The organism is Enterococcus silesiacus, from assembly GCF_001886225.1.
Taxonomy (GTDB): Bacteria; Bacillota; Bacilli; order Lactobacillales; family Enterococcaceae; genus Enterococcus_L; species Enterococcus_L silesiacus.
On record NZ_JXLC01000025.1, the window covers coordinates 23,024 to 49,401 of the forward strand.

The 26,378-nt window shown below is 34.4% G+C and carries 23 protein-coding genes; 17 read left to right on the forward strand and 6 right to left on the reverse strand.

The annotated features are described in order from the left end of the window. Positions 1 to 230: 230 nt before the first annotated feature. The 8 genes from RV15_RS14640 (at position 231) to RV15_RS19080 (ending at position 8,706) form a co-directional block, all read left to right on the forward strand. Positions 231 to 953: a winged helix-turn-helix domain-containing protein gene (locus RV15_RS14640; RefSeq protein WP_071878758.1), complete on the forward strand. Its 723-nt coding sequence runs from the start codon at positions 231 to 233 to the stop codon at positions 951 to 953. A gap of 274 nt (positions 954 to 1,227) precedes the next feature. Beyond that, entirely contained in the window at positions 1,228 to 3,999 is a 2,772-nt protein-coding gene (locus RV15_RS14645) for a MucBP domain-containing protein (protein WP_071878759.1), read from the forward strand. Between the two features lie 18 nt (positions 4,000 to 4,017). Next, positions 4,018 to 4,293 carry an LPXTG cell wall anchor domain-containing protein gene (locus tag RV15_RS14650; RefSeq protein WP_245791390.1) on the forward strand — a complete coding sequence of 92 codons (276 nt, stop codon included), beginning with the start codon at positions 4,018 to 4,020 and terminating at the stop codon, positions 4,291 to 4,293. A gap of 52 nt (positions 4,294 to 4,345) precedes the next feature. Beyond that, positions 4,346 to 5,173: a WxL domain-containing protein gene (locus RV15_RS14655; protein WP_071878761.1), complete on the forward strand. Its 828-nt coding sequence runs from the start codon at positions 4,346 to 4,348 to the stop codon at positions 5,171 to 5,173. A gap of 31 nt (positions 5,174 to 5,204) precedes the next feature. Beyond that, the gene (locus RV15_RS14660) at positions 5,205 to 6,029 is read left to right on the forward strand and encodes a WxL domain-containing protein (RefSeq protein ID WP_071878762.1); all 825 of its coding nucleotides are present in this window, start codon (positions 5,205 to 5,207) and stop codon (positions 6,027 to 6,029) included. A 244-nt stretch (positions 6,030 to 6,273) separates the two neighbouring features. Next, positions 6,274 to 7,452: a WxLIP family cell surface protein gene (locus RV15_RS14665; RefSeq protein WP_071878763.1), complete on the forward strand. Its 1,179-nt coding sequence runs from the start codon at positions 6,274 to 6,276 to the stop codon at positions 7,450 to 7,452. Further along, entirely contained in the window at positions 7,391 to 8,044 is a 654-nt protein-coding gene (locus tag RV15_RS14670) for a hypothetical protein (protein WP_245791391.1), read from the forward strand. The genes RV15_RS14665 and RV15_RS14670 overlap by 62 nt, the downstream gene beginning before the upstream one ends. 533 nt (positions 8,045 to 8,577) lie before the next feature. Then, positions 8,578 to 8,706, forward strand: a complete 129-nt coding sequence (locus tag RV15_RS19080; protein ID WP_010765698.1) for a hypothetical protein — start codon at positions 8,578 to 8,580, stop codon at positions 8,704 to 8,706. A 239-nt stretch (positions 8,707 to 8,945) separates the two neighbouring features. Here the strand turns inward: RV15_RS19080 and RV15_RS14680 are convergent, their stop codons facing one another. Continuing rightward, a complete protein-coding gene (locus RV15_RS14680; protein ID WP_071878764.1) occupies positions 8,946 to 9,773 on the reverse strand; it encodes an MBL fold metallo-hydrolase in 828 nt (275 codons plus the stop codon). Between the two features lie 310 nt (positions 9,774 to 10,083). Then, positions 10,084 to 11,583: an AcpB/EbpR/MafR family transcriptional regulator gene (locus RV15_RS14685; RefSeq protein WP_071878765.1), complete on the reverse strand. Its 1,500-nt coding sequence runs from the start codon at positions 11,581 to 11,583 to the stop codon at positions 10,084 to 10,086. A gap of 333 nt (positions 11,584 to 11,916) precedes the next feature. Between RV15_RS14685 and RV15_RS14690 the strand changes: the two genes are divergently transcribed. The 7 genes from RV15_RS14690 to RV15_RS14720 all read left to right on the forward strand — a co-directional run bounded on the left by RV15_RS14690 (position 11,917) and on the right by RV15_RS14720 (position 20,199). Beyond that, on the forward strand, positions 11,917 to 13,698 hold the full coding sequence (locus RV15_RS14690) for an Ig-like domain-containing protein (protein ID WP_071878766.1): 1,782 nt from the start codon (positions 11,917 to 11,919) through the stop codon (positions 13,696 to 13,698). A gap of 37 nt (positions 13,699 to 13,735) precedes the next feature. After that, positions 13,736 to 14,092, forward strand: a complete 357-nt coding sequence (locus RV15_RS14695) for an EF2685/EF0750 family sortase-dependent surface protein (RefSeq protein ID WP_071878767.1) — start codon at positions 13,736 to 13,738, stop codon at positions 14,090 to 14,092. Continuing rightward, entirely contained in the window at positions 14,079 to 14,855 is a 777-nt protein-coding gene (locus tag RV15_RS14700) for a WxL domain-containing protein (RefSeq protein ID WP_071878768.1), read from the forward strand. Before RV15_RS14695 ends, RV15_RS14700 begins: the two co-directional genes overlap by 14 nt. An 82-nt stretch (positions 14,856 to 14,937) precedes the next feature. Beyond that, a complete protein-coding gene (locus tag RV15_RS14705) occupies positions 14,938 to 15,693 on the forward strand; it encodes a WxL domain-containing protein (protein WP_071878769.1) in 756 nt (251 codons plus the stop codon). 122 nt (positions 15,694 to 15,815) lie between these two features. Continuing rightward, positions 15,816 to 16,847, forward strand: coding sequence for a WxLIP family cell surface protein (locus tag RV15_RS14710; protein ID WP_071878770.1), 1,032 nt, complete (start codon positions 15,816 to 15,818; stop codon positions 16,845 to 16,847). Positions 16,848 to 16,947: 100 nt separating this feature from the next. Continuing rightward, entirely contained in the window at positions 16,948 to 17,649 is a 702-nt protein-coding gene (locus RV15_RS14715; RefSeq protein ID WP_071878771.1) for a winged helix-turn-helix domain-containing protein, read from the forward strand. Between the two features lie 249 nt (positions 17,650 to 17,898). Then, positions 17,899 to 20,199, forward strand: coding sequence for a lectin-like domain-containing protein (locus RV15_RS14720; RefSeq protein ID WP_217265830.1), 2,301 nt, complete (start codon positions 17,899 to 17,901; stop codon positions 20,197 to 20,199). 212 nt (positions 20,200 to 20,411) lie between these two features. Here the strand turns inward: RV15_RS14720 and RV15_RS14725 are convergent, their stop codons facing one another. The 4 genes from RV15_RS14725 to RV15_RS14740 form a co-directional block, all read right to left on the reverse strand. Beyond that, the gene (locus RV15_RS14725; RefSeq protein WP_071878773.1) at positions 20,412 to 20,879 is read right to left on the reverse strand and encodes a MarR family winged helix-turn-helix transcriptional regulator; all 468 of its coding nucleotides are present in this window, start codon (positions 20,877 to 20,879) and stop codon (positions 20,412 to 20,414) included. Positions 20,880 to 20,894: 15 nt separating this feature from the next. Next, positions 20,895 to 21,671 (reverse strand): SDR family NAD(P)-dependent oxidoreductase, encoded by a 777-nt coding sequence (locus RV15_RS14730; RefSeq protein ID WP_071878774.1) that lies wholly within the window; start codon positions 21,669 to 21,671, stop codon positions 20,895 to 20,897. A 178-nt stretch (positions 21,672 to 21,849) separates the two neighbouring features. After that, positions 21,850 to 22,239, reverse strand: coding sequence for a MerR family transcriptional regulator (locus RV15_RS14735; RefSeq protein ID WP_071878775.1), 390 nt, complete (start codon positions 22,237 to 22,239; stop codon positions 21,850 to 21,852). A gap of 378 nt (positions 22,240 to 22,617) precedes the next feature. Beyond that, the gene (locus RV15_RS14740) at positions 22,618 to 24,594 is read right to left on the reverse strand and encodes an FAD-dependent oxidoreductase (protein WP_071878776.1); all 1,977 of its coding nucleotides are present in this window, start codon (positions 24,592 to 24,594) and stop codon (positions 22,618 to 22,620) included. Between the two features lie 385 nt (positions 24,595 to 24,979). Between RV15_RS14740 and RV15_RS14745 the strand changes: the two genes are divergently transcribed. Beyond that, positions 24,980 to 25,555, forward strand: a complete 576-nt coding sequence (locus RV15_RS14745) for a TetR/AcrR family transcriptional regulator (RefSeq protein WP_071878777.1) — start codon at positions 24,980 to 24,982, stop codon at positions 25,553 to 25,555. A gap of 208 nt (positions 25,556 to 25,763) precedes the next feature. After that, positions 25,764 to 26,378, forward strand: a complete 615-nt coding sequence (locus tag RV15_RS14750) for a helix-turn-helix domain-containing protein (RefSeq protein WP_071878778.1) — start codon at positions 25,764 to 25,766, stop codon at positions 26,376 to 26,378.

A 26,378-nucleotide genomic window follows, 5' to 3' on the forward strand; every position in this document is an offset into this window, starting at 1 on the left:
TTTTTAAATATCTCCGCCGTCAACTCCGCCGTCAGGGATAACTAAAATCCTTATGAGTCAAGTTCAAATGGAGCTAATTCTTGTTTTATATAAAAATAAGAAATGTTGAAAAATGAATTTACTATAATTGCGACTGATTGAGAAATAGCAATTTATTATAAATACAATTATACAACAATATATTTTTTAATAAAAAGGATAAGGAAACTAATATTAGCGGAGGTAAAAATATGTTTAAACTTGGCATTATTTCCAATATGGAAATAAGTAGTGAGCTGCATTCAAAAATACTGAAACATTCTGAATATTCAGTGATAACTTTAAGCATGGATAGTTATCTTGAAGAACTTAGTAATGTAGATGCAGTGATTATTATGGAAGAGCAAAATATTGGCCAAACCTGCCGTTTTATTTTAGATATTTATAATAACTCTGAAATACTAACTTACGTTTGGATGTCAGCACCATCAGAGAACAATAAAGCACTATATCTTCAATTGGGAGCTGATGGTGTGTGTAGTGATGAAATCGAGGTGTCAACATTCCTACTTCTGGTCAACAATGCATTAAATAGATTTGAATTATATAGAAAAAAAATACTACATGAAATTGAAGCAACTCAAAAAAGCTGTAAAGCAAAAAAATCAAGTATGTTAGAAATGATTCCAGAGAACTTCAGTGTTTTAGTAAATGGGAAAGAAGAAGTTAATATGACTAAGCTAGAGTATATAGTATTGGATATATTGTATTCCAATGCTGGGAAAGCTTTAAGCTATCAAGAAATTGGAGATAAGGCCTGGAAACAGCAAAGTCAAGCTGTTCAAAAGTATCGAGTCGCAAATGTGATCTTTCATATAAGAGGAAAAATCAAGAAAAATGATAATGGAATCGAATTTATAAAAACGATTCGATCTAAAGGTTATATGTTAGATGACCAAGCTTTGAAGGGTTGAAAATAATATCTAAGTCATAGACTAAGCACCAGAATTCGAAATTCTAAATATTATGAGGAAGAATCGAATTTTGATGGAAAGTCATTTCTGAGGAACTGGTCATCAAATTAAAAATAGTATTTCTTTTTTCAATATAATTACAATACCTGCAAGTTTCTTTAGTGTCGGCAGGAATGGCTAAGTTCTTGTTTGTGTGATGTAACGATAAAGAAAAATTGAAATAAATAATACCTTCTTCGTTGAAGTGTATAGAAAACTAGGAAAGGAGGAAAAAATGAAAAATAAAAAGTGGAAAAGTCGTATATTTTTTCTTCTAGGTCTGTTGTTAGTTGCTATAATAGCGTTCAATAGTACAACGCCAATTAAGGCTAACGAAGGATCTGCAACAAGATCTTCTATTAGCGATACTGGGTATGAAACTTGGGCAGCTACTGATTTACTTACGGCACAATCTGAAACAAAAGATTTTTTAACTAGTCAAAAAAGAGCAGATACGGTTCGGCCATACAAAGATAATGCAAAATGGACAGAAGGTTCTTTGATGGCAGTGGATAAAGCCTATCAATCTAGCTTGAAGTCAGAGGCTGGCGCAAGTTCGGATTTAGCACGTATGCTTTTAATAGAAACTGTGCGGAAACTGGAGGTAAAGACGGTAACAGATCAGTATGATCCAACCATCAAGGCTCTTAATAACTATCCTGATGATAATGGTAATTACGATTTAGAATATGATTTACCTACTGTTTTAAGCTTACCACCTGATAAGACTAAAAAATATGATATTATGTTTGTTTTGGATTGGTCGGGTTCTTTGTGGGATGGAGGAACGATAGCTGGATTAGGTGATCGACCTCTTATACACCAAGCTAAGTTAGTTCATAGACTTTCTCAACATGTTATTGAGCACTATAGTGGAAGTCGAATTTGGTTATTAGGTTATGGTGCTGCTAGTCGAAACTCCACACCGCTGCTGTATCCTGCTGCAAATACAGGTTTCTTCAATGATAGTACAGATCCAGCACCAGCTTGGCAAAATAAAATAGATGCCGCATTTCCTCTATCATCAAGTAAACCAAATTATTCAGAGGACAATATTACTGGAAACTTGACAGATGCAGTGAATAAAATGAAACAGCCATATGTAGCAGATAATCCTAAAAGTGGCAGAGACCCAAAAGCAACACCTGTGATTGTCTATATGAGTGACTTCCAATTAGTAAGTAATATGAATGTATCTGACCCGCCCAAAGCATACACAGATACTCTTACTTCATATAATAGAATGGCAGCTGCAGATGAGTCAGATCCCACTACAAGACCGATTTACTTAGCTGTTAGGTACGACCATACTGGAAATACAATGATTTGGTCGGGGGCTACCTATAATACCCTTCAAAATAATGTGACAAAATTAGCTGTGCCGGCAAGGAATAACTGGAATTGGATGCCAATTAACGCAAGTAACGCTCGGACAGCTTCTGATGACTTTTTGAAAATGTTTGGTGATTCGTTGCCATCTTTCCCATCAAGAGCCTATAAAGCACAGATAATCCAGGAAAAATTCAATTACAACACTGGATCAATTGTTTCAGTAAATGGCGCAGCCTTTCAAGCGACAACAAATAAAAATCTGTCAATAAAACATGCTATTGAACCTGATAATGGAAGCTACTCTGTGAAGTTTGATGACTCAGTGGTAGAACCAATGGGCAGTAATGGGAAATTATTAGGAGCAAGTACTTTAAACTTTAATGCGGGAGAATATAAAGATTATAATCGACCGTTTAATGGAAATCCTACATTGTTCTATCCATATTCTGAAGCGGCTATAGAGATTCACAGCTATAAAGGAACTGGAGATAAAGCAGATAAAGCAAATTACGAGCTGAAAAATACGATTGTTGGTGAAAATTTTAACGAATACGGCGGAGCAACCACTTATACACTAAAACACAATAAATTATCATCAATAAAATATGGTCAGACAATAAGCAAAGCTGAAGTTCTGGATATCACTAAAGCTGCAATAGGAGACATGGAATATAATAAATTAGATTTTTCTGATCCTAATAACCTGACAGCAGCTTCGCAAAAAGTAACGTTTGATGCAGCAAAAAATGTGTATAAAGTGTATGTAGAACCAAACGAAACACAGCTTGTTATTGAGTATTGGAATGAAACAACAAATACTCAGATTCAAAAGGAAAAACTAATACCTGGCGTTGTAGGTGATGCCTATGAAATCGATCCAGTCAATGATGAGCAAATTTCAGGTTATGACTATGTTCGTTCAGAAGGTGCACCGCTAAAAGGTAGCTATACAAAAACAAATCAGACAATCAAGCTATTTTATCGTGAAAGTGAAACCTTGTTAACTGTTTATTTCAAAGACGAAGAAGGAACACCAATCAAGGAAAGCGTTCTACTGTCGAAAAAGCCAGGTGACATTGTTGATTTGACAAGTGAGGTAAAGGTAAGTACAGTTGTCAAATCCATTTTGGATGATTTATATGAGTTGCTGCCTTTAGCTAATGATGAAAAATCAGTAGAAGTAGAAGCTGGTGGCTCAGAATTCACCTATGTATTTAAAGGAAAGGTATCGATCGATGCGACAAAAGAAATGAAATTTAAATCAGGCGTCATTACTTCTCGCGACCAGATACTGGACTATGATTCTGCTGGTTCATTTATGATCAATGTAGCAGATAAGCGAGGAAAAACAGTGCCAAGTCAAGGGTATAAACGAGGGCAATTCAAAGTTGCTGGAAGCTTAACAAAACCGTTTACTCATGAAGTAACAGGTGTTGCTTTAAATAATGCGCAATTAATTTACAACGATGGCATTGCTGACAAAGAGCTTTCTGCCCCAACCGGTGCAGAAATTTACAGTAGTGATCAAGCTAGACCAGATACCAGTTATGACTTGGAATTAGCAAATCAATCGGATAAAAAAGATGGTCTGAAATTGATTGTGCCTAAAGGCAGTGGAGCAACCCAAGGGAAATATCAAGCTGAGATTACATGGGAATTAATCCAAGGACCATAATAATAGGAGGAAATAAAAGTGAAAGTAAAAAGATATTGTTTGTTTTTCCTCCTATTGATTAGTGTGTTTCTAGGGGAAACCGCGCAGGCGGCTCAGTCAGATGCAAAAACAGAAGCAGAGGTTGGTTTTATTCAAGGTGATACTCCGGTAAAGCCTAATAAACCAACTGAAAAACCATTGGGAAGGCTTTTACCCAAAACTGGGGAAGATATACTCGTGTATACGGCTGTATCAGGAATAATAATTCTAGGTGCTATTGCTACAGTATACGTGAAACGGAAAATTAAAGGTTGATTATAAATAGAATTATCTATTTTAATAATAAAAAAGGGAAGAAGGAACCAGGGTGAAGAAAAAAGTATTAGCAAGTTTATTATTAAGTACATTTGTACTATCAGTAGGAGCAACATCTGCTTCAGCAACAACAGCACCACCAGTAAAAACAACTGGAGATGCAGGCTTTGTTAAAGGGGATAAACCAGAAACAACAAAACCAGAAGAAGGTCCAAAAGATCCAACTGTAGTTGATCCAGATCCAGACCCACGTCCAGAGTATGGTGGAGTTTATGTAACTCATTTACCAAATATTTCATTCGGAAATGATAACAAAACGTCTCTTAATACAACAGAATATAAAGCAGAGTGGGAAAAAAGAACAAAAAACACTGGTGCTGAAGAATTTTACATGCCCCATTCTGTTCAAGTAGCAGATGTTTCAGGTAATGCTGCAACAACATGGAAACTAACTGTGAATCAAGATGCTCCATTTGAGTCAGCAGATAAAACAGCAAAATTAGAAAATTCACGCATTCGTATCTATGGGAATACTTTTACAAGTAGCGCTTATAGTGCAACAGATTTAGCTGGTAAAATCTCAGGTGTTAGCTTAGATAAAAAAGACACAGCAACAAGTGCAGCTCATTCTGTGATTCCTGTTGTAGGAGATGCAGAAACAGAATTAAAAGTATTGGCAGATGATGAAGCTGGATTCACAGTAAACTCGTATACAAATGCTGTATTTGATACTGGCTATTTAGAAGAAAACTACACAGCAGCTACAACGCCTAATGCTGAAAAATATGAAGGTATCAAATTAAATGTACCAGCTAAAGACCAATCACAAGTAAAAGTGTACACTACTAACTTAACTTGGACATTGACAGTAGAACCGTAAAAAATATAGAGACATAAAAAGGAGAAAATAAATGAAAAATTTAATGAAATACAGTGGGGTAAGTGCAGTCTTATTAGCAAGTCTATTGGCAGCAGTCCCTTTAGCAAATGCAGAAGAAAAAAGTGTTAAAACTGACGGGAAAGCCACGTTTACAACACCAACAGATTTTGAAGATGTGATCAAACCTGGAACCAATGATCCAATCGATATTGAAGGACCGCAAACACAAATCGGTGGTGTTCAATTACTACATGTACCAAACTTTGACTTTGGTTCTAACCCATTAAAACCGCAAGGCGGAGAATTTGATGTAAAACATGAAACATACAAAGAAAAAGGTCAAGCAACAGAATATGCAATTCCATTATTTATTGAAGTCGGAGACTTCTCTGGGAAAGTTGGAACAGAATGGAACGTTAAAGTGGAACAAGATACTGTATTCAAAGATTCTGCTGTAGGCGGAACACATACTTTGGATAAGGCTCGTATCCAAGTATTCAATCAAAAACTACACAATAATTTAAATGATGCAAATGTTGCAAATATGATTACAGGTATTAATATTCCAGCAAGTTCTTATGCAAAAGTTCCTGTAAATGTTGCCGATAGTGATGGTCCACTAGAAGTGATGAAATCTAAAGCTGCAGCTACAGTTACCGACTCAACAAACGGAACAATTTCTTCTGTGGTACTAAAAGAAAACTATAATGAAGCTGACTATGGTTCAGCCGCAGCTGGAGCACCTGCTGTAGGCTCAAAATATTCAGATGTTAAATTGAATGTTCCTGCAATCGACAAAGCACAAACATTAAATTATGCAACTAAATTGACTTGGACATTGACAGTAGAACCATAAAAATTAGTTTTTCTTGATCTGTAAAAAGCGAAAAAATGGTGATATAAAAAAAGATAATCATCACAGCAACACTTAAGAGTGAAAGCTCTAAGAGTTGCTGTGATGTATTGTAGATTGAGGAGAGTAACTTATTACATCTCTACTCTTTAAATATCAAGGATACTAAGTATTGAAGAATTTTGTTCTCAAAGCTGACCGTTTTGTCCTAACTTCTTCATGATTTTATTTGAAAGGAAATAAACAAATGGATGTATTACAAACAAAAAAGCACTGGAAACTAGTGCCAATGTTATATTTAATGATAGGTTTTCTACTTTTGCTACCAGTAAAGGCACTGGGCGAAGAGATGCAATTATCTGTTGAAGCAGAATTGCCAGAAAATCAAATTACAAAAGATGCAGGATACTATGATTTAAAAGTAACACCTGGTCAAATACAAGAACTAGTTTTAAAAGTTTACAATGCTGGTGACAAGGAGACAACAGCAAAAATAGAGATCAACCCGGCATACACTGGTGATGGTGGAACTTTTGTATACTCGATTGATGCGTCAAAAAAAGATGATAGTTTGAAATTACCTTTATCTGATATTGCATCAACAGATGAAAATATTAGCATTCCTGCAAAAAGTGCTGCAGATGTTATAGTAAAGTTAGCTATTCCAGATGAGCCGTTTGAAGGAATTATTTTTGGCGGCATTCGTGTAACAGATACACAAAAGGAAAAAGAAGGAACCAAAGAGTCAGAAGAAAAAGATAGTAGCGGGTTTAGTATTTCAAATAAATATGCTTATACTGTAGCCATGCGCTTAAGAGAGAATAATCAAATACCTGACTCTAATCTTCAATTAAAAACGATCTCTGCTTCACAGGTTGTGGGTAGAAATGCAGTGAAAGTCTTATTGCAAAATCCAACACCGACCATTATTGACAAAGTCAGTTACGAAGCTAAGATCATGAAAAAAGGACAAAGCCAAGTATTGTTTGAACGCAAAGCCAATGATTATAGAATCGCCCCTAATACAAACTTCAACTTTCCAATTAGTTGGGAGAATAAACCGTTTGAAGCAGGTACATATGACTTAATGATGACTGCAAAATCAGAAGAATCAGGTCAAAAATGGGATTTCAAGCAAGAATTTACCATTAGTGCAAAAGAAGCGAAAGAGCTGAATGACAAAGCCATTGATTTAGAACAAGATTACTTGAAATATATTATCTATGGTGCTATAGCTGCAGCTTTCTTATTGGTACTTATTATTACATTATTAGTTATTTATTCAAAGAAGAAAAAAAAGAAACGTAAGAAGAAAAGAAAAGCAGAATCTCAAAGTAAAAATAAACGAAGAAAGGGAACAAATAATGGAGCCTCTAAACCAAAACGAAAAACCAATTCAGGCAAACGAAGACCAAACGGAAATTGATCAAGAAGTAGATGATGAGTTAGAGAATGCTCAGAGTGAGGTATTGGTTAGATCTCCTATATTTTACATATTGTTCACCTTATTAGGATTGCTTTTAGTAAGTATAGGTGTAGGAATTTATCTAACCTATCCATTCTCAACTAAAGTCAAGGGAACGTGGGAAAATCCAGAGCTTAATATGGTTTTGACTAGCAAAAGTACCTCTTGGACAGCAGAATTAACAAATTATCAAGAGGTGGATGGGTATACACTTCTTTATAAAGGCAAGTGGCAAGCAAACGGGATTAACATATATGACAGTACAAATGTAAAAGTCCAAATTATTTTAGATAAGTCAAAAATTTCTGAAAATGAAATCAAAAAATTAGAAAAAAAGAGCCCTTTGTATACAACGATTAAAAATAGTGCGAAAGTATTACAATTAGAATATACAGAAAAGGGCTTAAAGCAAGTGTACCATAAAACATCTGTTGATAATTTTTTTCATTTTTCATTGGAACCTGTCCTCAGCCGTAAAAAGGAACAAGTACTTTATTTGAATCATTCTTACTTTTCGGATGAACGTTTGCCATTTAAATTAATAAATGAGTGAAAAGTATTTTCGGTCTTCAGTTTTTAGATTATTGAGAGAATCATCTTTGTTTGCGTACTTGTCGTTTTCCTTGAATAGAGAACCGATTGAAGTCTAAATAAGCCTTCAAATAGCTGAAAGCCTGCTCGATGTTAACTTTTCGTTGACAATAAAATTTACCTGTTTCTTTTTCTGAAACTAGCTGTTGAATTGTTGCTTTAAAGTATTCTCAGTTTATATTCTTTTGAACCTCGTAGTTCTTGTCATTCTTCACTTTTATACATCAGCTTCGAACTGGGAAATCCGAGTGGTCTCCATATTTATACCGTTTAAATTTATTAAAGAATAGAGCTAAAGTAGAAAGTTATTCTTAGTTTTATAGAAGCTAGAGAGAATTATTTTTAATGATAAAATAGAGCAAGTAGTCATGAAAATGGGATAGGATTTAAGCCAAAGAGAAGGAGTAAAATTCGAAAAATTGTCTATGAACCGTACTATTCAACGGTTGACAAGCTATAAAAAGTCAGTTATCCTTTTGACAAGGACGGTGTAAAATGGATACAAAAAAGAAAATGCTTGAATTAATCAAAAAGAAACAAAGCGGAGGCCGCTCGAAACAAATGGAGACGCCTAAAAATGACCGTAAAAATATGCGCAAAGGTCCGAAAATTTACAACAAGTAAATTAAAGGGGACTGAGTAAAAAGGCTAGCTAAAAATAATGTATAAGAGAAGTGTTATTAACATCACTGAAAGTCCGAATAAACGATGTGAAAAGGCAATTTCATAAAAAAACACACAATGCATAAAAAGCATTGTGTGTTTTTTTACGTTTAATTACTCAAGTCTAACCAGTGTCTTGTTTAAACCCGCTAAAAAAATTCAAGCAAAAAATGAATCTTATATTTTATGCTTAGAAATCATTAAAAGGCATTCCAAGATAGTTCATTTTTTACCACTTTAGCACTTAACTCTAAATTAACTTGACCTTGAAGAGTAGGATATTTATCAGTCATTTGTTTGATCAGTTCGGCTGCAGTTGAACTTTTATCAGTCGCTTGCATAAAGTACTCGATATAGTTTTTCGTAAAGTCTAATACGGAGCTATCCATCTTAGAATCACCAGAAAAATGTGCAGGAATTACTTTTTTTGGGTTCATCTTTTGAAAATCTAATAAATTCGCTAACCATTCCTGCTGCTCTTTTTTATCAGGAGTATCTGCAAGAAAAATATGGAGATGATCAAAAAAGTCGATACTACCAAATAAAATTTGTTCGTTTTTTTCATAAAAAGCGCCTCTGGTTTTATTCGATCCTACTAGTTGAAACACTTCGCCTTCAAAAGAAAATTCATTTGTAAGGATTGTATTTGGCAAAACAATTTTTGCTGGAGTATTGTCTTTTAAGGTTTCTTCCCAGGTTGTAAGCTTATCCGAATAAGATTTTTTAATCCGTTCAATGGTTGTTTCAGTGGCAGAGATTTCTATATCGGGAAATGCCTGCTGAATAACATCTAATCCAAAATAAAAATCTGGATCAGAATAAGAAATGATCACTTGTTTTAAATCAAGTTGTTTTTCTTGTAGCAATGCCACTATTTCACGACCATCCTCATTTGAAAATTGGGTATTCACTAATAATGCTTTACCATTTTTATGGATAAGTACAGCTGATGAGTTCATTATTTTATCTGGTTCTAAGACCTCAAAAGTAAGATACTCTCCATTAATGGTTTGAATAATTTTTTTCATTTGAATTCCTCCTTAGCTAATATAATTTGACTATACATCAAAACAATTCTAAAAAAAAATATTTTACATGCTGTTATTATAGATGTGAAAAAGTTACTTAGTAGTTTTTTAAGGAAATTAAGTAGGTTTTAAAATCACCTGAAATACTGTCACATAAGCATTAAATGGCTACGTGTGATTTTCTCTATATCACTTAATTTGAATGCAAAAATCATTATAAGTAAGTAGGAATAGCCTAAAAAGGCAATTTAGAAAATAGATTTTAAAATTATACTGATTCAGTACGGTTAGTTTTAGCACCTTAAGCGTCTTACTCCAAATCGTTTGGTTTAGTTTTGGTAATTGAATTAATAATGTCAACGATTTTTATATAGTTTTCTTTATTAATATTTTTATAGAAAAATATTTTTTTAACATTCGCCAATCGTGAACTAACGACTGTATTATTAGTGATGATAAAGTCGTAGCACGTATCTTCTTGTTCATAGTAATGAATATTTAAATTACAAAGAGTTGAATAGTATGTAGTTAAAGATAATGAAATGAGATGATTTTCAACTACTGATAAATCAGAAACTAGCAGGACGTTAACTGTTTTTTTCAATGTAGCTAAATCAAACAGATAAGATGCGATATGAATGTATTGTTCAAGTAAATAAGTTATGTCTCGGTTCGGAGGAATGAGATTGGCTTGTTTTAAGCTATCAATTAAAGGCTGGATTAGCGCTAGCACTTTAGAGTCATAGATTTCAGCTAAGTTATAAAGGATGGTTTTACTTCTAAAACTATAGAATAGATTATAAGTTATATGTATGCTCAACAAATAACTAGTCAGTATTCTTTTTTCATCATTTGAAAGTGACTGAGCTTTTTTTGATTGGCTAACAATCTTTTGATAGCACAGATATGCTGGTGTTGATCGTTCACTATGAAAAGTAACTAAATCATTTTGCAGTATTGGATCTAAATAATAAGTATCTTTGGTCATAAATAGAATAAAGAGAAAGGCAATTTCTTCCTCAGAATAGTTGAAATGCTCATAAAGTTCAGGTAATTGAGTCTTGAACTTTTCAAAGACAGGATTATTTGTAATATATAGACGAAATGTATTGTTTAACTTGAGTTTATGAGCTTTTTTGACTCTAAAACAACAATTGGCAAGAACATAAGCTAATTTTTTCTTCTTTATTTGATTTAAACCGATATTAAAAAAAGTTTCAATTTTTTTTATGAGTAAGCAAGTAGCTTGTTCGGATATGATATGAGAATACGGCCATTCATTAGGCTCATGATATTTCCAACTGATAAAGCAATAAAGTACTCTGATCTGTGTTTCTTTTCCAATTAAACGGAAATTTTTTCTACTCAAGGAAAGATCGAATTTTTTTAATAGCATCTTTAGTTTATTGAGTTTTCTTATAACGGAGGATTCACTCACATGATGAGTCAACGAAAACTTTCTGACGCTCACAAATGTTTCCCAGTAAATCGCACTTAATAATTTGAATTCAAGTGTTTTTTTTAATAAAAATGAAATGAAATCTTCTAAAATAATATTTTTTGCAATTAAATGATAACCTCTTTTTTTCTCATACTCAATATAAAAATTTTTTAGATTAGCTTCTGAAATAGTTTGGTTTAGCGAATCAATACAGTCATTAATTTTTCTGCGTTCAAAAGAGCTAGATTTTTCAAGTTCTGCGATTGAGAACCATGAATCTTTTGAAGATAATAAGGCAAACAAAATAACCTGTGCTTGCGTGTCTTTATCATAAATTTCTAACGCTCTCATTCGTAAGTCAACATTCATTAGTTAATCCTCCATCAAATCTTTCAAAATTTTGCTAATTATCTTTCATTCTACCTTCCATTTTAGTACAAAAAAATCACTTTGTGCAAATTGTAATAACTGAAAAAGAAAATTTTAATTCTAAAAAAGCTGTAAAATTAATGTTGTTATTAAACTAACTTAATCAATAATAATTAAAAAATAATCTTTATAACTAAAATAGTTCTTGATTGTAAAAGGAACCAACCTCATACTACTTTCTTCAACAAGAAGAGAGAAGAGAAAATTCAGAGAAGTTAAGTAAGATCAATTATCTTTGTATGCGTGATAAGCATGAAGGAGTTGTCAAAGAACATGAGAAAAATCAAAATCATCTATGATCAAAAGCCTAATCAGGAGAGGAAAGATTATTTTTTTCTTGTCGTTTTATTAAAAGTATTAGGAATAGTCTCTGTTTTTTTTATCGGTAGTTCAGAATCCTTGGCACTGGCAGATGTTTTGGAGACCAATGATGGATTAGAATTTTTTGATTATCCAGAACAAGCAGAAGATGACAGTAAAGGTCTTGATATTTCCAAAAGATCTTTGATTCCAGCTAGAAACTCACTGTTAGAGAACTCACAATTTAAGGATTTTTCTAGTTGGAATTACATTGTTTATACAGGAAATAATTATTATATCAATCGTAGTAGTGACAAATTAGGACCCAAAAAAGAAAATGGGTTTCAGCATGTGTTAAGTCCTATTTTCGGAAATAATCAAGTGGAACTGAAAGCTTTAGGCAATAACTCGTTCTTCGTGTATCTATCACCGAGTGCAGCAGAAAATCGAATTGAATATGCTCGACCGGGATTTAATTTGTATACCAATGTAAATAATTTGATTCCTGGACATCAATATGAGGTGGCTTTGACTGCGAATACGGTATTGGGAATAGGAGAACCGATAGCAAAATATTCGATTAATATGCACGATCAATATGGAAACTTTTTCAATGTTGGTGATAATGATTGGATAATTGTGGATACTGCCCCACAAGATAGAAATATTAAGTTTACAGCAACAGAAAATAGAATGCGTTTTTCACTATCATTTGATATAGCAAGTTCTCAGAGCCGTGGGGTAGCACAGGTGAAAATCAGTAATTTGACTTTTATTGATGTAACTTCAGCTGGGACTCCAGTGATTGATCCAGTGATGGACAGTTCACAAATAATAACAGGAACAGGACAAGTCGGAGACTATATCACGGTTAAAAAGTTGAATGGTGACGAAATTGGTCAATCAACTGTTGTAGATTCATCTGGAAAATGGGCTTTGGAGATTAAAAAAGGGCAATTAAAGGCAGATGAGTCAATTGTGGCAATCGCTGTTCAACCAGAATCTGATCAAAGTGCTACTTCTATTCCTGAAAGGATTGGCCATGATCCGCTACTGGATTTTACGCCAACACCGATTGAAGTTAAGTTTATTCCCAATGATCAAGAACCTACTCAAGGAACAATAGTGGGAACTGTTCCTGAAGAATCATCAGGTGTAAATGTTACAGTAATGAATGAACAGAATCAAAAAATTGGAACGGTAGTAACAGATGAAAATGGTCATTTCAGTTTGGTTGTCGATCGAGATACAACAGACATCCCTGTGTTAATAACTGCAATTCAAGAAGGAAAAAAAGAATCTAAACCAGCCTCAGCAATCATTGATAAGGCTGACTCCAAGCTAGCAGTTTTGCAATTAAATGCCCCCATCTTATATTTTGGTACGCAAAAAATTTCTACTAAAAATGAAACTTATTTTGGTGTCCCATTAGGGATTCTTTCTGTTAAAGACTTTCGTGTTAAAGGCAGACAAACGCCATGGAAGCTAACGGCAAGATATACAAAGTACGAAAGTCAACTTCCAGGTAAATTAGTTTATAAAAATTCAGAAGCTGAGCGAGAAATCACAGATGAGGATCAATTGATTTATAATGCGACGATCAGTGATATAGAAAGAGAAAAAAATTTATCTCTACCATGGAGTGCAGAGAAGAAAATAGGTTTTTTTCTAAAAGTAGATGCTGGAATGGCTAAAAAAGGAACATATGAATCATCAATTACCTGGACAGTACAAAATACACCGACTCCTAAATAAAGAATCAATCAACATCCTTAAAAGGAGGGATTACGACATGCTAGAGAAAAAAAGTGTTCATTCACTGTACATTGTCTTCAATGCAATCATACTGATTGTCTGTCTTTTCGGAATGTGTGCCAAGGCAAACGCTGAGGAAAGAATAGTAGTTGAGTCACCAGCTGAAATTGAATTTTACGAAAACCAGAAAAATGATAAAGATGCAGTTCAGCAGCGTAAGCATGTAAATGTTCCAACTGCCCAAAGTAGTGACAGGGATCGAATATTACCAAAAACAAATGAGGCAGTTGACTATGAAAATAAAATAAAAATACTGGGCATAATGCTATTACTTGGCATTTTGATAATAAAAAATAAACTAAGAGGAGAATATCACTATAATGAAAAAAATTAAATTTTTAAGAGCAGGACTAGTCATTGGAGGAATTACCACCGTTCTGTTACTTGACTCAAAAACTATATCGGCCCAAGAAGTAGATTATAGCTCAAATGGTTTAGTAGAATTTACCCCAAATAATAATCCGACAGATCCTGTAAACCCAAATAATCCAGATCCGAATAAACCAGTAAAACCGACAGATCCAATCACGAAATTACCTACAAAAAAGGGCACTTCGGGTCCTTTAAGTATTGATTTTGCTTCGAGTTTAGACTTTGGAAAACAAGAGATTACTAGCAAGGAGATGACATATTATGCTAATCCCCAAACATATGGCGATTCCAAAGACAAAACAGCAAATTACATCCAAGTCACCGATAATCGAGGCAGTGCAACGGGGTGGAAACTAGCTGTTAAACAAAATACACAATTTCAAACAACAGACAATGCTAAAAAAGAATTAACTGGAGCAAAATTAACAATCAATAATACAGTAGCGGATAGTATCGCAAAAACTAAAATAAACACACCAAAAACAGAGACAGTTATCACTTTGATCCCAACAGAAGCCAGTCTGATTATGACTGCTTCAAAAGGTCAAGGGATGGGTACTTGGGTTGGACGCTTTGGTGCATTGCAGACTCTAAAAGAAAATGACCAGGAAAACGTGAAAAATATAGATGTTCAATTAACAGTACCAGGCGCTACTGAAAAATCATCAGCTCGATATCAAACCACACTAAATTGGTCACTATCTGACACACCTGAGGGGAAATAGATTGACTAATTAATAGCCAATAAATAAAGCGTAAACTATGACACTAATCTCAAATTTTAAAAGAAAAGGAAGGATGATTCACATGAAAAAGCAACTATTCACTATTTTAACAGTTAGTATAGGAATTGGAGGAGTTTTATGTAGTACGGTAGCCTTTGCCGACGAAATACCTAACGAATTACAATCCAATGCAATCGTAAAGTTTCTAGAAGACGACTCACCGTCTAAACCTGTCGATCCTGTAAATCCAGATCCAAACAAACCAGTTACACCGTTTGATCCTACAACGCCAGATAATAAGCCAAACGCTGGAACGAAAGGGCCTCTGAGTATTGACTTTGCTTCTTCACTAGATTTTGGTGAAAATAAAATTTCTACAGCAGATGCTGTTTACAAAGTAAAACCGCAAAAGTACATGACGGAGGATAAAAAAGAGATGGTAGGCCCAAACTATGTTCAAATAACGGATAAAAGAGGAACGCTCTCTGGCTGGACTTTAGATGTAAAACAAGTGACACCGCTAAAAAATGGAGACAATATCTTAGAAGGTGCCCAAATTCGTTTCACTAATGCTGATATCGTAACGAATTCTGCAGCGCAAAAACCTTCAAGTATAAAAAAAGATTTTATTTTGAACGGGGAAACAGGATCACAAAATGTACTAATAGCTAAAGATGGCGAAGGGGCTGGCACATTTGTTTATAGATTTGGAAGTGATGAAGCAACTGCAGCTGATTCTATACAACTGTTTATTCCAGGTCAATCAGTCAAACATAAAGGATTGTATCAAACCACGTTAAATTGGTCTTTAAAATCTGTTCCTTTAGCAGCTTTTTAGAGTTGTTCGTGAGTGAAGCCTATGATCGTATTATTTATGATTATAGGTTTCAAATTTTTCCATTTTATTTTATTCATAAAGACATCATAATTAACAGGCGGCTAATCGGGAGGGTTTATATAATGAAATGGAGAAATTATAAAAAAAAATTATTTTTAATGGGAGGATCATTGATTGTTATTAGTTTAACACTTCTGAATTTTCACATAACTGTCAGTGCAGCAGAACTGAATTTTAATGCTAAAGCTGAACTACTAGAAAACCAAATTGATAAAAAACAGTCCTATTTCGATCTTTTAGTTAAACCTGATACAGAGCAGGATTTGTTAGTGGAACTTACCAATGATACCGAAAAGGAAGTCACATTATCACCAGCAATTTACGATGCTGTTAGTAATTCTAATGGTGTTGTAGAGTATGGACCTAATGATAAGAAGCGGGATCCTACTCTGGTGGTGGGGTTGACTAATATTGCAAGTACTCAAAAGGAAATAAAAATTCCAGCAAGAGGAACTGCTAAATTAACTGTGAAGTTGAAAATGCCAGCAAAGAGTTTTTCAGGTGTAATTCTTGGTGGACTTTATTTGAAGCAAAACAGTTCTGAAACGAATAGTATGGAAAAACAGCAGACAGCAATTAAAAATGAATATTCTTATATTATAGGCATACAATTAAGGGAAGAGATGCAAGAACCTTTACCGGCTTTTAATCTTATTTCTGTAATACCAGATCAAGTTAATGCACGAAATGTTATCAAAGCCAGAATTCAAAATAGTCAAGCCTTATTAGTAGGGAACGTTACCATCACAAGTAAAATTTTTAAAAAGAATACGAAAAAACCGATTTATGAGGAAAAAAAATCGGGCATTGAATTGGCACCAAATTCATATATGGATTTTTTAGTTCAATTAGATGGAAACCCTTTATTGGCGGGAGATTATACTGCAACAGTGACACTAAATTATCAAGAAGAATATTGGACATGGGACAAAGATTTTACAATCACTAAAAATGTTGCTGCATCGTACAATAAAAAAGATGTAAGCATCCCTAAAAATAACAATTGGATGATTTATCTGGGAACAGGAATATTCATTACGATAATTATTTTTTTATGTCTGATCATTGTCCGCTTAAAAAAAGAGAAAGACTAGACGTGAAAATGGATGAAGAAAAATAAGTCAATCAACTCTGATATTTAAATTGTGTTGTTTATCGTTACCTCAAAATACGAAAAAATGGAGGAGTAAAAGTATGCATACTATCGGGTACCTTGCTTTATCAGAGATAAAAGAGAACACGACGATAAATTACCTAGAAGAAAATGGCTGGAAGGTTTTTGAAATAACTGTGAATGAGCCGGACATACTAGAAATCCAAGTAGACGCTCTAGTCATATTAGAAGCAACAATGGCTTTAACCTGTAGTTGGTTGATTGAACTGAGAAAACATTTTAATGGCCCAATCTATCTACTATCAATGGAGAACGATTCTTATTCAAAAGTCACATACCTGCATTTAGGAGTAGAAGCATGTTTTCCAGCGGACATAGATAATGAGGAATTTTTCTTAACATTAGGTAATTTACTCACAAGTTATCAGACAAATAAATTGATCCAAAATAGCGCTTTGTTAAAGAAAAAAGATCCAGTACAAACTGGCGTGATACAGCTGATTCCTAGTAATTTGAGTGTCATAATCGAAGGAGAAAAAGTAATTGATTTAACGAAAAAGGAATTTCAAATAATGAAAATCTTATATGATAATTCTTGCAGGGCTATTTCGTATGAAGAACTCAGTGAAAAAATGTGGAGCACTAAATTAGAGAAAAGAGATCAGAATAACCGAATTGCCAATCTTATCTTTCACTTAAGAAATAAAATTGAAAAAAGCCCCGATCAACCTCAATTTATTAAAACAGTCCGTTCGGTTGGATATGTTTTGAACGATAGTTAAAAAGTAATAGATTTAACTAGCTTAATTGAAAATAAGGAGAATTAAGGTTTAAATTCAAATCAAAAAGAGAATATGTAAAAATCAAGAAATTTTTGTATCACAGAGAATAGTCGTATTTTTTAAATCGTTACACCGGAACTAGTTAATAGATTTAAGGATTAAAAAATTGCTTATGGGTGAGTCATTCAGTAGATACCCAAAATAATACCTAATGGGGGAATATTTATGTTGAAGAATAATCGGAAATTTATGAATCTGGAGTATAAGAAGCGCTATAAAATGTATAAAGTGAAAAAGAGTTGGGTTGTTGCGCCAATTGTTTTCATAGGGTTAATTGGGCTTGCAGGAATAACTACAGATACTGCGTCAGCGGCTGAAGTTGGCCTAGATTCAACTGGGCGCCAACCTATCACGAAGCCTCAATCAGCTGCTCCAACCGTGCAGGGAAATTCACAATTAGAAAATGCTGATGAAAACAGTTCCCCAAAAAATATAGTTAGCACCGAACCTACAACAAATAATCAGAAAGCGATTGTTGAAAGTCAGCCTGTAATGTCTGGAAAAGGGCAACAAGAAAGTGCATCTATGGATCAACAAGCGCAAAATAATTTAAATCTACCAGATGTTTCTAAAGATAATCAAGAAACTTCAGAAGAAACAGCGACCAAAGAAAACCCAGAATATGATATTAACCAGCAGACAAAGACTTCTGATGATAAGAAGTCTACTACTATTGATACCGCAGAACAAAAGGACATACAAAGCACAGAGGCAATAAATAATAGTAGAAACAAAAGAGCAGTTACAGATGGTGTTATCCATGTTGATAAGGATAATTTTATAGATAGTTTTAAAATATCAGGAACTCAGGGGACCCCAGAACAATATAAAAATCGTGAGTTGAGCTACGACAAAGCAACAGGGATTTTAACACTGACAGATGACGTTAGAGACCAAGCAGGAACGGCTACATTAAAGACGAAAATTAGTACAGATGCAGATTTTATTTTAAAAGGACAATTAAATATTGGGGATAAAGACCAAATTAAGGGAGGTGCAGATGGTATCGGGATTGGATTTTCAACGGATAATACTGGATCAGTCGGACATATTGGTGGTGGTGTCGGAATTGCGGGTTTACTAGGCAGTAGTGGTTGGAAAGTAGACACGTTTTGGGATACAAATCATCCAAATCAAGATTTAAAAGCTGATCCTAAAGAATTTCAATATGTTAATAAAGCAGATGAGGACAAATATGGAAAAAATGGGCAAGGAAGAGGTTATACCTTTGCAGGATTTGTATATTCACGTCCTATAAATGGAAATACCAACACAGTAAGTGATCTCGAGACTGATAATGGACAAATTGTTGATGCTCCTGATGGTAAATTTAAACCTTTCACTTTGGAGTTTAATGGTGAAACAAAGATGTTAACTGTTATATATAATAATAAAAAATTTAGTAAAGACATGGGGCCTGATTTAGCAGCCACGAATCAGAATGCAGTAAACTTAATTATATCTGCTGGAACTGGTAGTCAGATGAATAGACAACAGTTTTTAATTGAAAGTCTGGATTATACTGCTGCAGCATCTATAAATGTAAAATATATTGATGAAAATAAAAATGAAATAGCTCATGCACAAGTACATTACGGGGCATTGGGTGCCGTAATCGGTGAAACATATTCCACTCAAAAGTTAGACATCAAAGATTATACGTTTAGTAGAATGGAAGGAGATATGCCTGCCTCCGGTAAGTTAGAGCGCCTCGGTTTAAATGGAGAAGTTATTTATGTTTATCAAGAAAATAAATATAAATTGGTTATTGGTTATACAGATACTAATGGAAAAGAATTACTGCCTAGTGAAACACCGAAAGAAGACTATAAAAAAGGCGACACATACGAAACAAGTGCCAAAGTAGTGAAGGGTTATTACTTAACGGAAACACCAGCTAATGCCACAGGTACCTTTACTACAGAAGACATCAGTGTCACTTATGTATATAAGAAGTTAGGGAATCTGGTTCCTACCCCAGAAGATCCAAATGATCCGAATTTTCCAGAAACACCAAAAGTACCATATCCAGGAGATCCAAATGATCCGACTACAACAGGAATACCAGTCGTGCCTGTTGTACCAGGCTATACCCCTTATTTACCAGATCCAAATGATCCAAACAAACCAGGGCAACCAATCCAGCCGGGTACACCGATTACACCAACAACACCTGATGGAGATACATTAATTATTTATGTACGAAATAAACCTAATAAACCTAGTGTGACTGGAAATAACATCTCAGGGAGAAATTCAGGAACCCCTAATGGAATTTCTCCAAAAAGGAACATCAGTAGTAATACTCCAACAATTCCAAGCAATAGTAAGCTAAGCTATTCCCCTATACTAAAAAATAGTCAAGCGGAGAAATCTCTTCCACAAACAGGAGAAGTGGTTAGCCTAAGCTTATGGAGCTCTGTTCTTGGTTTATGTATGGCTACCTTAGGGATAGTGGGAATAATCATTAAAAGAAAGACTGCTAAATAATTGAGAACCTTTTTATGATTAGGAAGTTTTATAAAATAACAAGTAGAAATGAGCTTAAGGCATAAATTCTAACAAATAAGGGTGTGAAACAAAAGTGGATTTTACTTTTGTTTCACACCCTTAATCTGGATAAACGATGGAGCAGAAACAACTACTACACTAAACGTTGCTTCAATCTCATCAATCTTTATGTGTCAAAGACACTTCTGTTCCTAGAGGTTGGAATCAATTTTTTTCTTGCTGATGATTTGGTTTAAAGATTTCGTGCCCTGAACTTGAGCTTCAAGCATATCAATTAATTGATCAATGTTCATTTTACTTTCAACAGATTTTTTTATCTGAAGATTGAATTGATTTTCGATCTTTTTAGCTTCTTTAAGTAGATTCAGGCCTTTATCAGTAATAAATATAATAGATTTTCGCGCATCAGAGCTATCATTTTCTTTAGACACAGCACCTTTTAATAGTAACCTCTGAATTACTCTACTGGGACTATCTGAACCGCAGATCAATAAATCACCAATTTCAGAAATTGATAAACCATCTTTTTTTGATAAAATTTTTAATACTTCATTTTGATTAGGCGTAATGTCCAAGGGAGCCAACATTCTACGGTAATTATTTTCGCCTTCTTGATCAACTGCTTTAATAAGGTATCTTAATTCTTCAATTTTATCCATAATTATATTACTCCATTACTTTTTTAATTGTTTTTGCATAATGCCATAGACCATTTTTGCCATATTCTTTCTTGGTAAGATCCTAGGCAAAACAGTGCTTGTAAAATAGTTGTTCAAACCATCTATTTTAGAAATTTTACCTTTGTTCATTGCTTTTATTGTAGCCTGTACAACATTTTCAGGTGTTCTTAGAGAGCCATAAGAAACACCACCGCCATTTGAAAAGAAATTTGTATCTGTTGCGCCAGGTGAAATGGCGAATACCTGAATATTAGTTTTTTTACATTCCATACTCAATGATTCGGAAAAAGAAAGTACAAATGCCTTTGTTGCGGCATAAACTGCCATAGTTGGAATGGGATGATAAGCTGAACTGGATGCAACATTGATAATTTGCCCTTGGTTTTTTTCTTTCATTTTATTTAGAAATAATTTAGTTAAGTCAAATAATGATACCATATTTACCATAATTTCACTATGCTGTTGATCAAATGAAACATCAGCTACTGGCCCACTTGTTGCAAAACCAGCACAATTAATTAATGTATCCACAAATATATTTTTTTCTGAAACTTTGCTATAGATATCTTTGCTGATATTTTCAATGGATAGATCGTAAACTAAGCATTCAACATGGATATTATAGCGCTTTTCAAAGTTCTTTTTCATAGTGTGTAATTTATCTTTAGATCTTGCTACAAGAATTAAATTTTTTCCTTTTTCAGCATAATAATTTGAAAAAGCTTCGCCAATTCCTGAAGAAGCTCCAGTGATTAATACATAATTTTTCAATTTTTATCTCTCCAATTCTATAATAATGTCTCGACATGCATGTCTAGACATTATTATAGGCTAAAAAAAATAAATTACAATGAGAAGTGAAAATATTTTTTAAGATATAGTTATTAAGCGAGTTGAAAGAAAATCCTTAACCGATAGAATTGTAGCAAAGTAAAAAAAGATGACATTTTTAAGCGTCATCTTTTTTACTATTTTCTTGACCATCGTTCACTTTTTTGGTGTAAATGTCAATTTTATGATCAAGGACGCTAATGCCCTCTTGAAGCTGCTTCATTTCGCTTAAAGCTATTTCTTTTTGCTTCTTCAATAAATCCAACCGATTTTGATTAGTAGAATCTCCTTCATACCACCAAACGAGATACTGTTTTAAATCTTCAATCGTCATTCCTGTTTTTTTCAAATGCATAAAAAAGTCGATCCATTCCTTATTGCGGTCGTCATAAATTCGGATATTATTCTGATCTCTTTTGACTGTGATTAATCCTTCTTTTTCGTAAAAACGGAGTGTATAAGGAGTCAGACCAGTTATTTTTGAAAATTCATGAATTTTGTAAGCCATCAAAGTTACCTCCATGCTGTTTTTGACTTTATTGTACCATTTAGAGTGAACTCTAGGTCAAACAGAATAAAACCAGCTTGATTAGAAATTTAGTTCGATGGAGAGAGGATCAGGGAAAAGTTGGGAGCGATTAGGCTTTCTTCTTTGAAGCTTTTTCCAACCACTTACAGATAGTGATTTGATAAGCAATATCTAAAATAAATTCAATCATAAAATTTCACCTCTTTATTATTTGCTTTGATTTGATAAATTAACTATATCATGCGGCAAGAGGAGAGCCTACTTACGGTTGCAGGAGAAAACGTACAGTTTGGTAAGGTTGTGGCATAGAAAAAATGATGAGACGGCAGCAAACATGGCCATCTCATCATTCTTTTTCTAAATACTTATTGCCACTTCATGGCCTTGTTTAATACTAGTTGCAAAACAATCTGGAGTATGACTATCACCGATATTATACACTTCAGGAACTTTGCCAAATAGGTTATCATATAAGGTAGTATTTGGTTTTTCGCCGACAGATAATAAGATAGTATCGGTTGGAATTTGCTTCATAGCACCAGATTCATCAATAACATCAACGGAGTTTTCATTGATGTTTACACATTTAGTACTGCTCATAAAGGTCGCACCTAAAAGAGTTAAATGATCTAATAAAATGGTACGATTTGTCATGACCATTTTTGCAGCAAAGCTATCAGCTGCTTCTATGATTGTTACATTTTTACCTTGCTCTACAAGATATTCAGCTGTTTCACAGCCAACGACACCACCGCCGATGATCACGACTGATTGACCAGTTTCTCTTCCAGATAAGGCTTCTTTGGCATCAAAAACGTTAGGTAGATCAATGCCTGGAAGGGTTAATTTTACTGGAGTTGGGCCAGTCGCACAGATCACAACATCTGCGTTTAGAGCTAAAATCGTGTCGATATTCATCGGTGAGTTTAGTTTGACCTGAATATTAAGTTCCTCTATGATCGCATTAAAGTAATCCAACATTGGGTGTATATTTTCTTTGTGAGGTGGAGCTGCTGCTAATTTTACTTGTCCTCCGAGATAGTCATTTTTTTCGTAAATCGTAACATCATGTCCTCTTAAGGCCATAATACGAGCGGCCTCAATTGAAGCAATACCGCCGCCAATAATAGCGACAGTTTTCTTTTGCTCTGCTTTTTGGAGCTTGTAGCGATTATTTAGATTGCCCAAAACTGCATTACTAGAGCATCTAGAAGGTTTGTTATATTGCAGTTGCTGGTCAATACAGGTGTTGCAGCCGATGCAAGGACGAATCAAAGCTTCTTTGTCTTGAAGTACTAAGTTAGGCAGATTTGGCTCAGCTAAAAGGCCTTTGCCCATAAAGACAAATTCACATTTTTCGTTTTGTAATGCATCTTCAGCAATCTGAGCATATCCTGAACGACCGCCGCTAATAATCGGGATTTTAGGTTCATTTCCAGTGATTTGTGAAATTCCACCTTTGATACCAGCTGAGATATCGAAGAGTTGTCCTTTGGCTGATCCGGTGTCTGCGACGTCTTCTAATGTTGCTTCTTGTTTCCAAGCACCTACCATTACCTCAAGAGCATCAACACCAGCTTCTTGAAGCTGATAAGCATAATAAGTTCCTTCTTCGAAGGTGATTCCAGCATCTTCCCCAAGCTCTAATACGGTTAGCTTAACTGTAATGGCAAAGTCATCACCGCATAATGCTCTGATTTTACGAACAATATTTAAGTGGAAGGTGATTCGTTTTTCTTTACTGCCGCCATATTCATCTGTGCGGGTATTTGATTTTGAATTTAAAAATTGCTCGCCCATGTAATAACCGATACTATGCAATTGAATTCCGTCGAAACCAGCTTTTTTTGCTCGTAGTGCTGCTTGGGCATACTTGTCTTCGATTGCTTGAATTTCGGTAATTGTCAGCATTTTTGGTGTTTCATTTGAAAGACCCATCATAAAGGTGTAAGGCATTGCAACAGCTGAGGGACCAACGGGTTGTTGTCCAGTTATTTTACGACGAGCACCGCGGCCTGTATGACTGATTTGCAGTAGACATTTGGCATCATGTTCATGGATTGAGGCTGCTAGTTTGCTCATACCGTCAATATATTTATCATCATCGATCACGAGCATATTAGAGGTGTTCAGACCTTGAGGTGCATCTACACAAGAGACTTCAATGATCACAAGACCAGCACCACCTTCTGCTCGTTCTGTGTAGTGGTTGATGATCGCTTCGTTGACATAGCCTTTGTCGGACATATTGATGCCCATCGCCGGTAAGACGATTCGATTTTTTACTGTGACTGGACCAATTTTTCCTTCTGAAAACAATTTTGGATACTTCATTTTAACATTCCTCCTAAATTTTAAGAGCTACGCGGATCGCGTAGCTAGATAACATTAAAAGCTGAAAGGCTAGCTTTTGAAGCTAGATAATACATGGTAACAACATTCCTTTCAGTCACCTTGTACCAAGTCTTTTCGCACGACGAGTAATCGCAGGAGCAATCAATATCAACTCATAACCTCGTTGTATTTCTTGGCATGTTTCAAAGCAAAAACTTGATAACGCAATAATTATGATTAATTGTTGCTAAAACACAGTCTTTAATTGAAAAAAAGTCACGCTTAAGTCATACTTGATCACTATAGGACTGTAGAATTTTAACTTGCTTTGAGCTATAATTTAGGCAAGTCAAGCAACAAATAATTGATAAAAATGAGGGATAAGATGAACAAACAGCTAAAAAAATCAGAAATAACAAAATTAAAACTTAAAGAAGCTGCCAGTCAACTATTTGTATCTAAAAGCTTTGACGATACAAGTATTGCAGATATTACTAAACAAGCAGGTTACGCAGTCGGCTCATTTTATAAACATTGGAAACGTAAAGAAGACCTGTTGTTAGAATTGTGGTATGATGCAACGACCCATTTCATGTTAGCAACAGCAGAGTCATTGATTCAGACTAAAACGTTTCATGAGTTCAGTGTGCATATGGTAGAAAGAGTCTTGATGTATGGCAATGACCCGTTTATCAAAAAATATTTCGCCGCTCGCTATTCTTTAGAAGTTCATGATGCAAGTGGTATGTCCGCTGCGTTTGATCTATATGTGAAAAATATTTATCAACAGCTATTATTTCTACATCACAAAACTGAAAGTCAACAGCTCTGGGAAAGTGCGATCGCTGTTGCAGACTTGCTAAATGGACATGTGCTGAATGCAAATAATTTTGGTGAAAACAGTCTAGCAATACTTGAAAAAGAACAATTGGTCAGGATTGTAGAACAATTAATTATATAGTGATTTAATTCACAATATATTTTAAAAGTGAACTGTATTCACTTTTAAAATAGCATTTATTGGAGAAGTTGTCAATATTGATTCAAAAATATATTGATCAAGTGATCACAAATTGAGCGTGTTTTCTCATTCAACTGTTCGTTGAGTTGAATTTACAGCAGTTCAACTAATCGTTAATTGCATAATAAAGCGGCGGGAGGGTATGATTTTGATAGAGATTGGTAATCGATTAAAAGAGCTGAGAGAATCAAAAAAAATGACGCAAAAGGATTTAGCTAGAATTTTAAATGTCACGCCTCAAGCTATTTCGAAATGGGAACGAAATAAAAGTTACCCTGACTTAGATACATTAGTAAAACTTAGTATATATTTCCAAGTTTCTACAGATAGTATTTTAGGAAATGCTAAGCGTTCTTTTTTGGATTCACTCTTTTCAAAGCAGAAAGGAAGAAAGAACATGGAAAAAGAAATGTCTGATTTAACAAATGAGAATCAAGCTGAAAAAGTCATTATGATCTTCAGCATTACTGCGAGTTTTATCTCTGATGCAGGTTTTCAGACACAACGGCTTGCGATTAAAATGGAGAAGATAGCTAAAGAGAAAAATGAAGCGATTGCTATTGAACTGTATAGTTCTAACAAAGTTGCTGAAAAAGGAATTCAGGCCGATGTGATTTTACTGACGCCAGAATTTGCTTATGCTCAAGAAGAAATACAGCAAATATTTCCTGTAAAACCAGTTAAAACGATTAGCCAAAGGGATTATGGCTTGTTAAATGCTGAGAAAATTCTGGTAGATAGCTTAAGAGAACTAAAGGAGTAG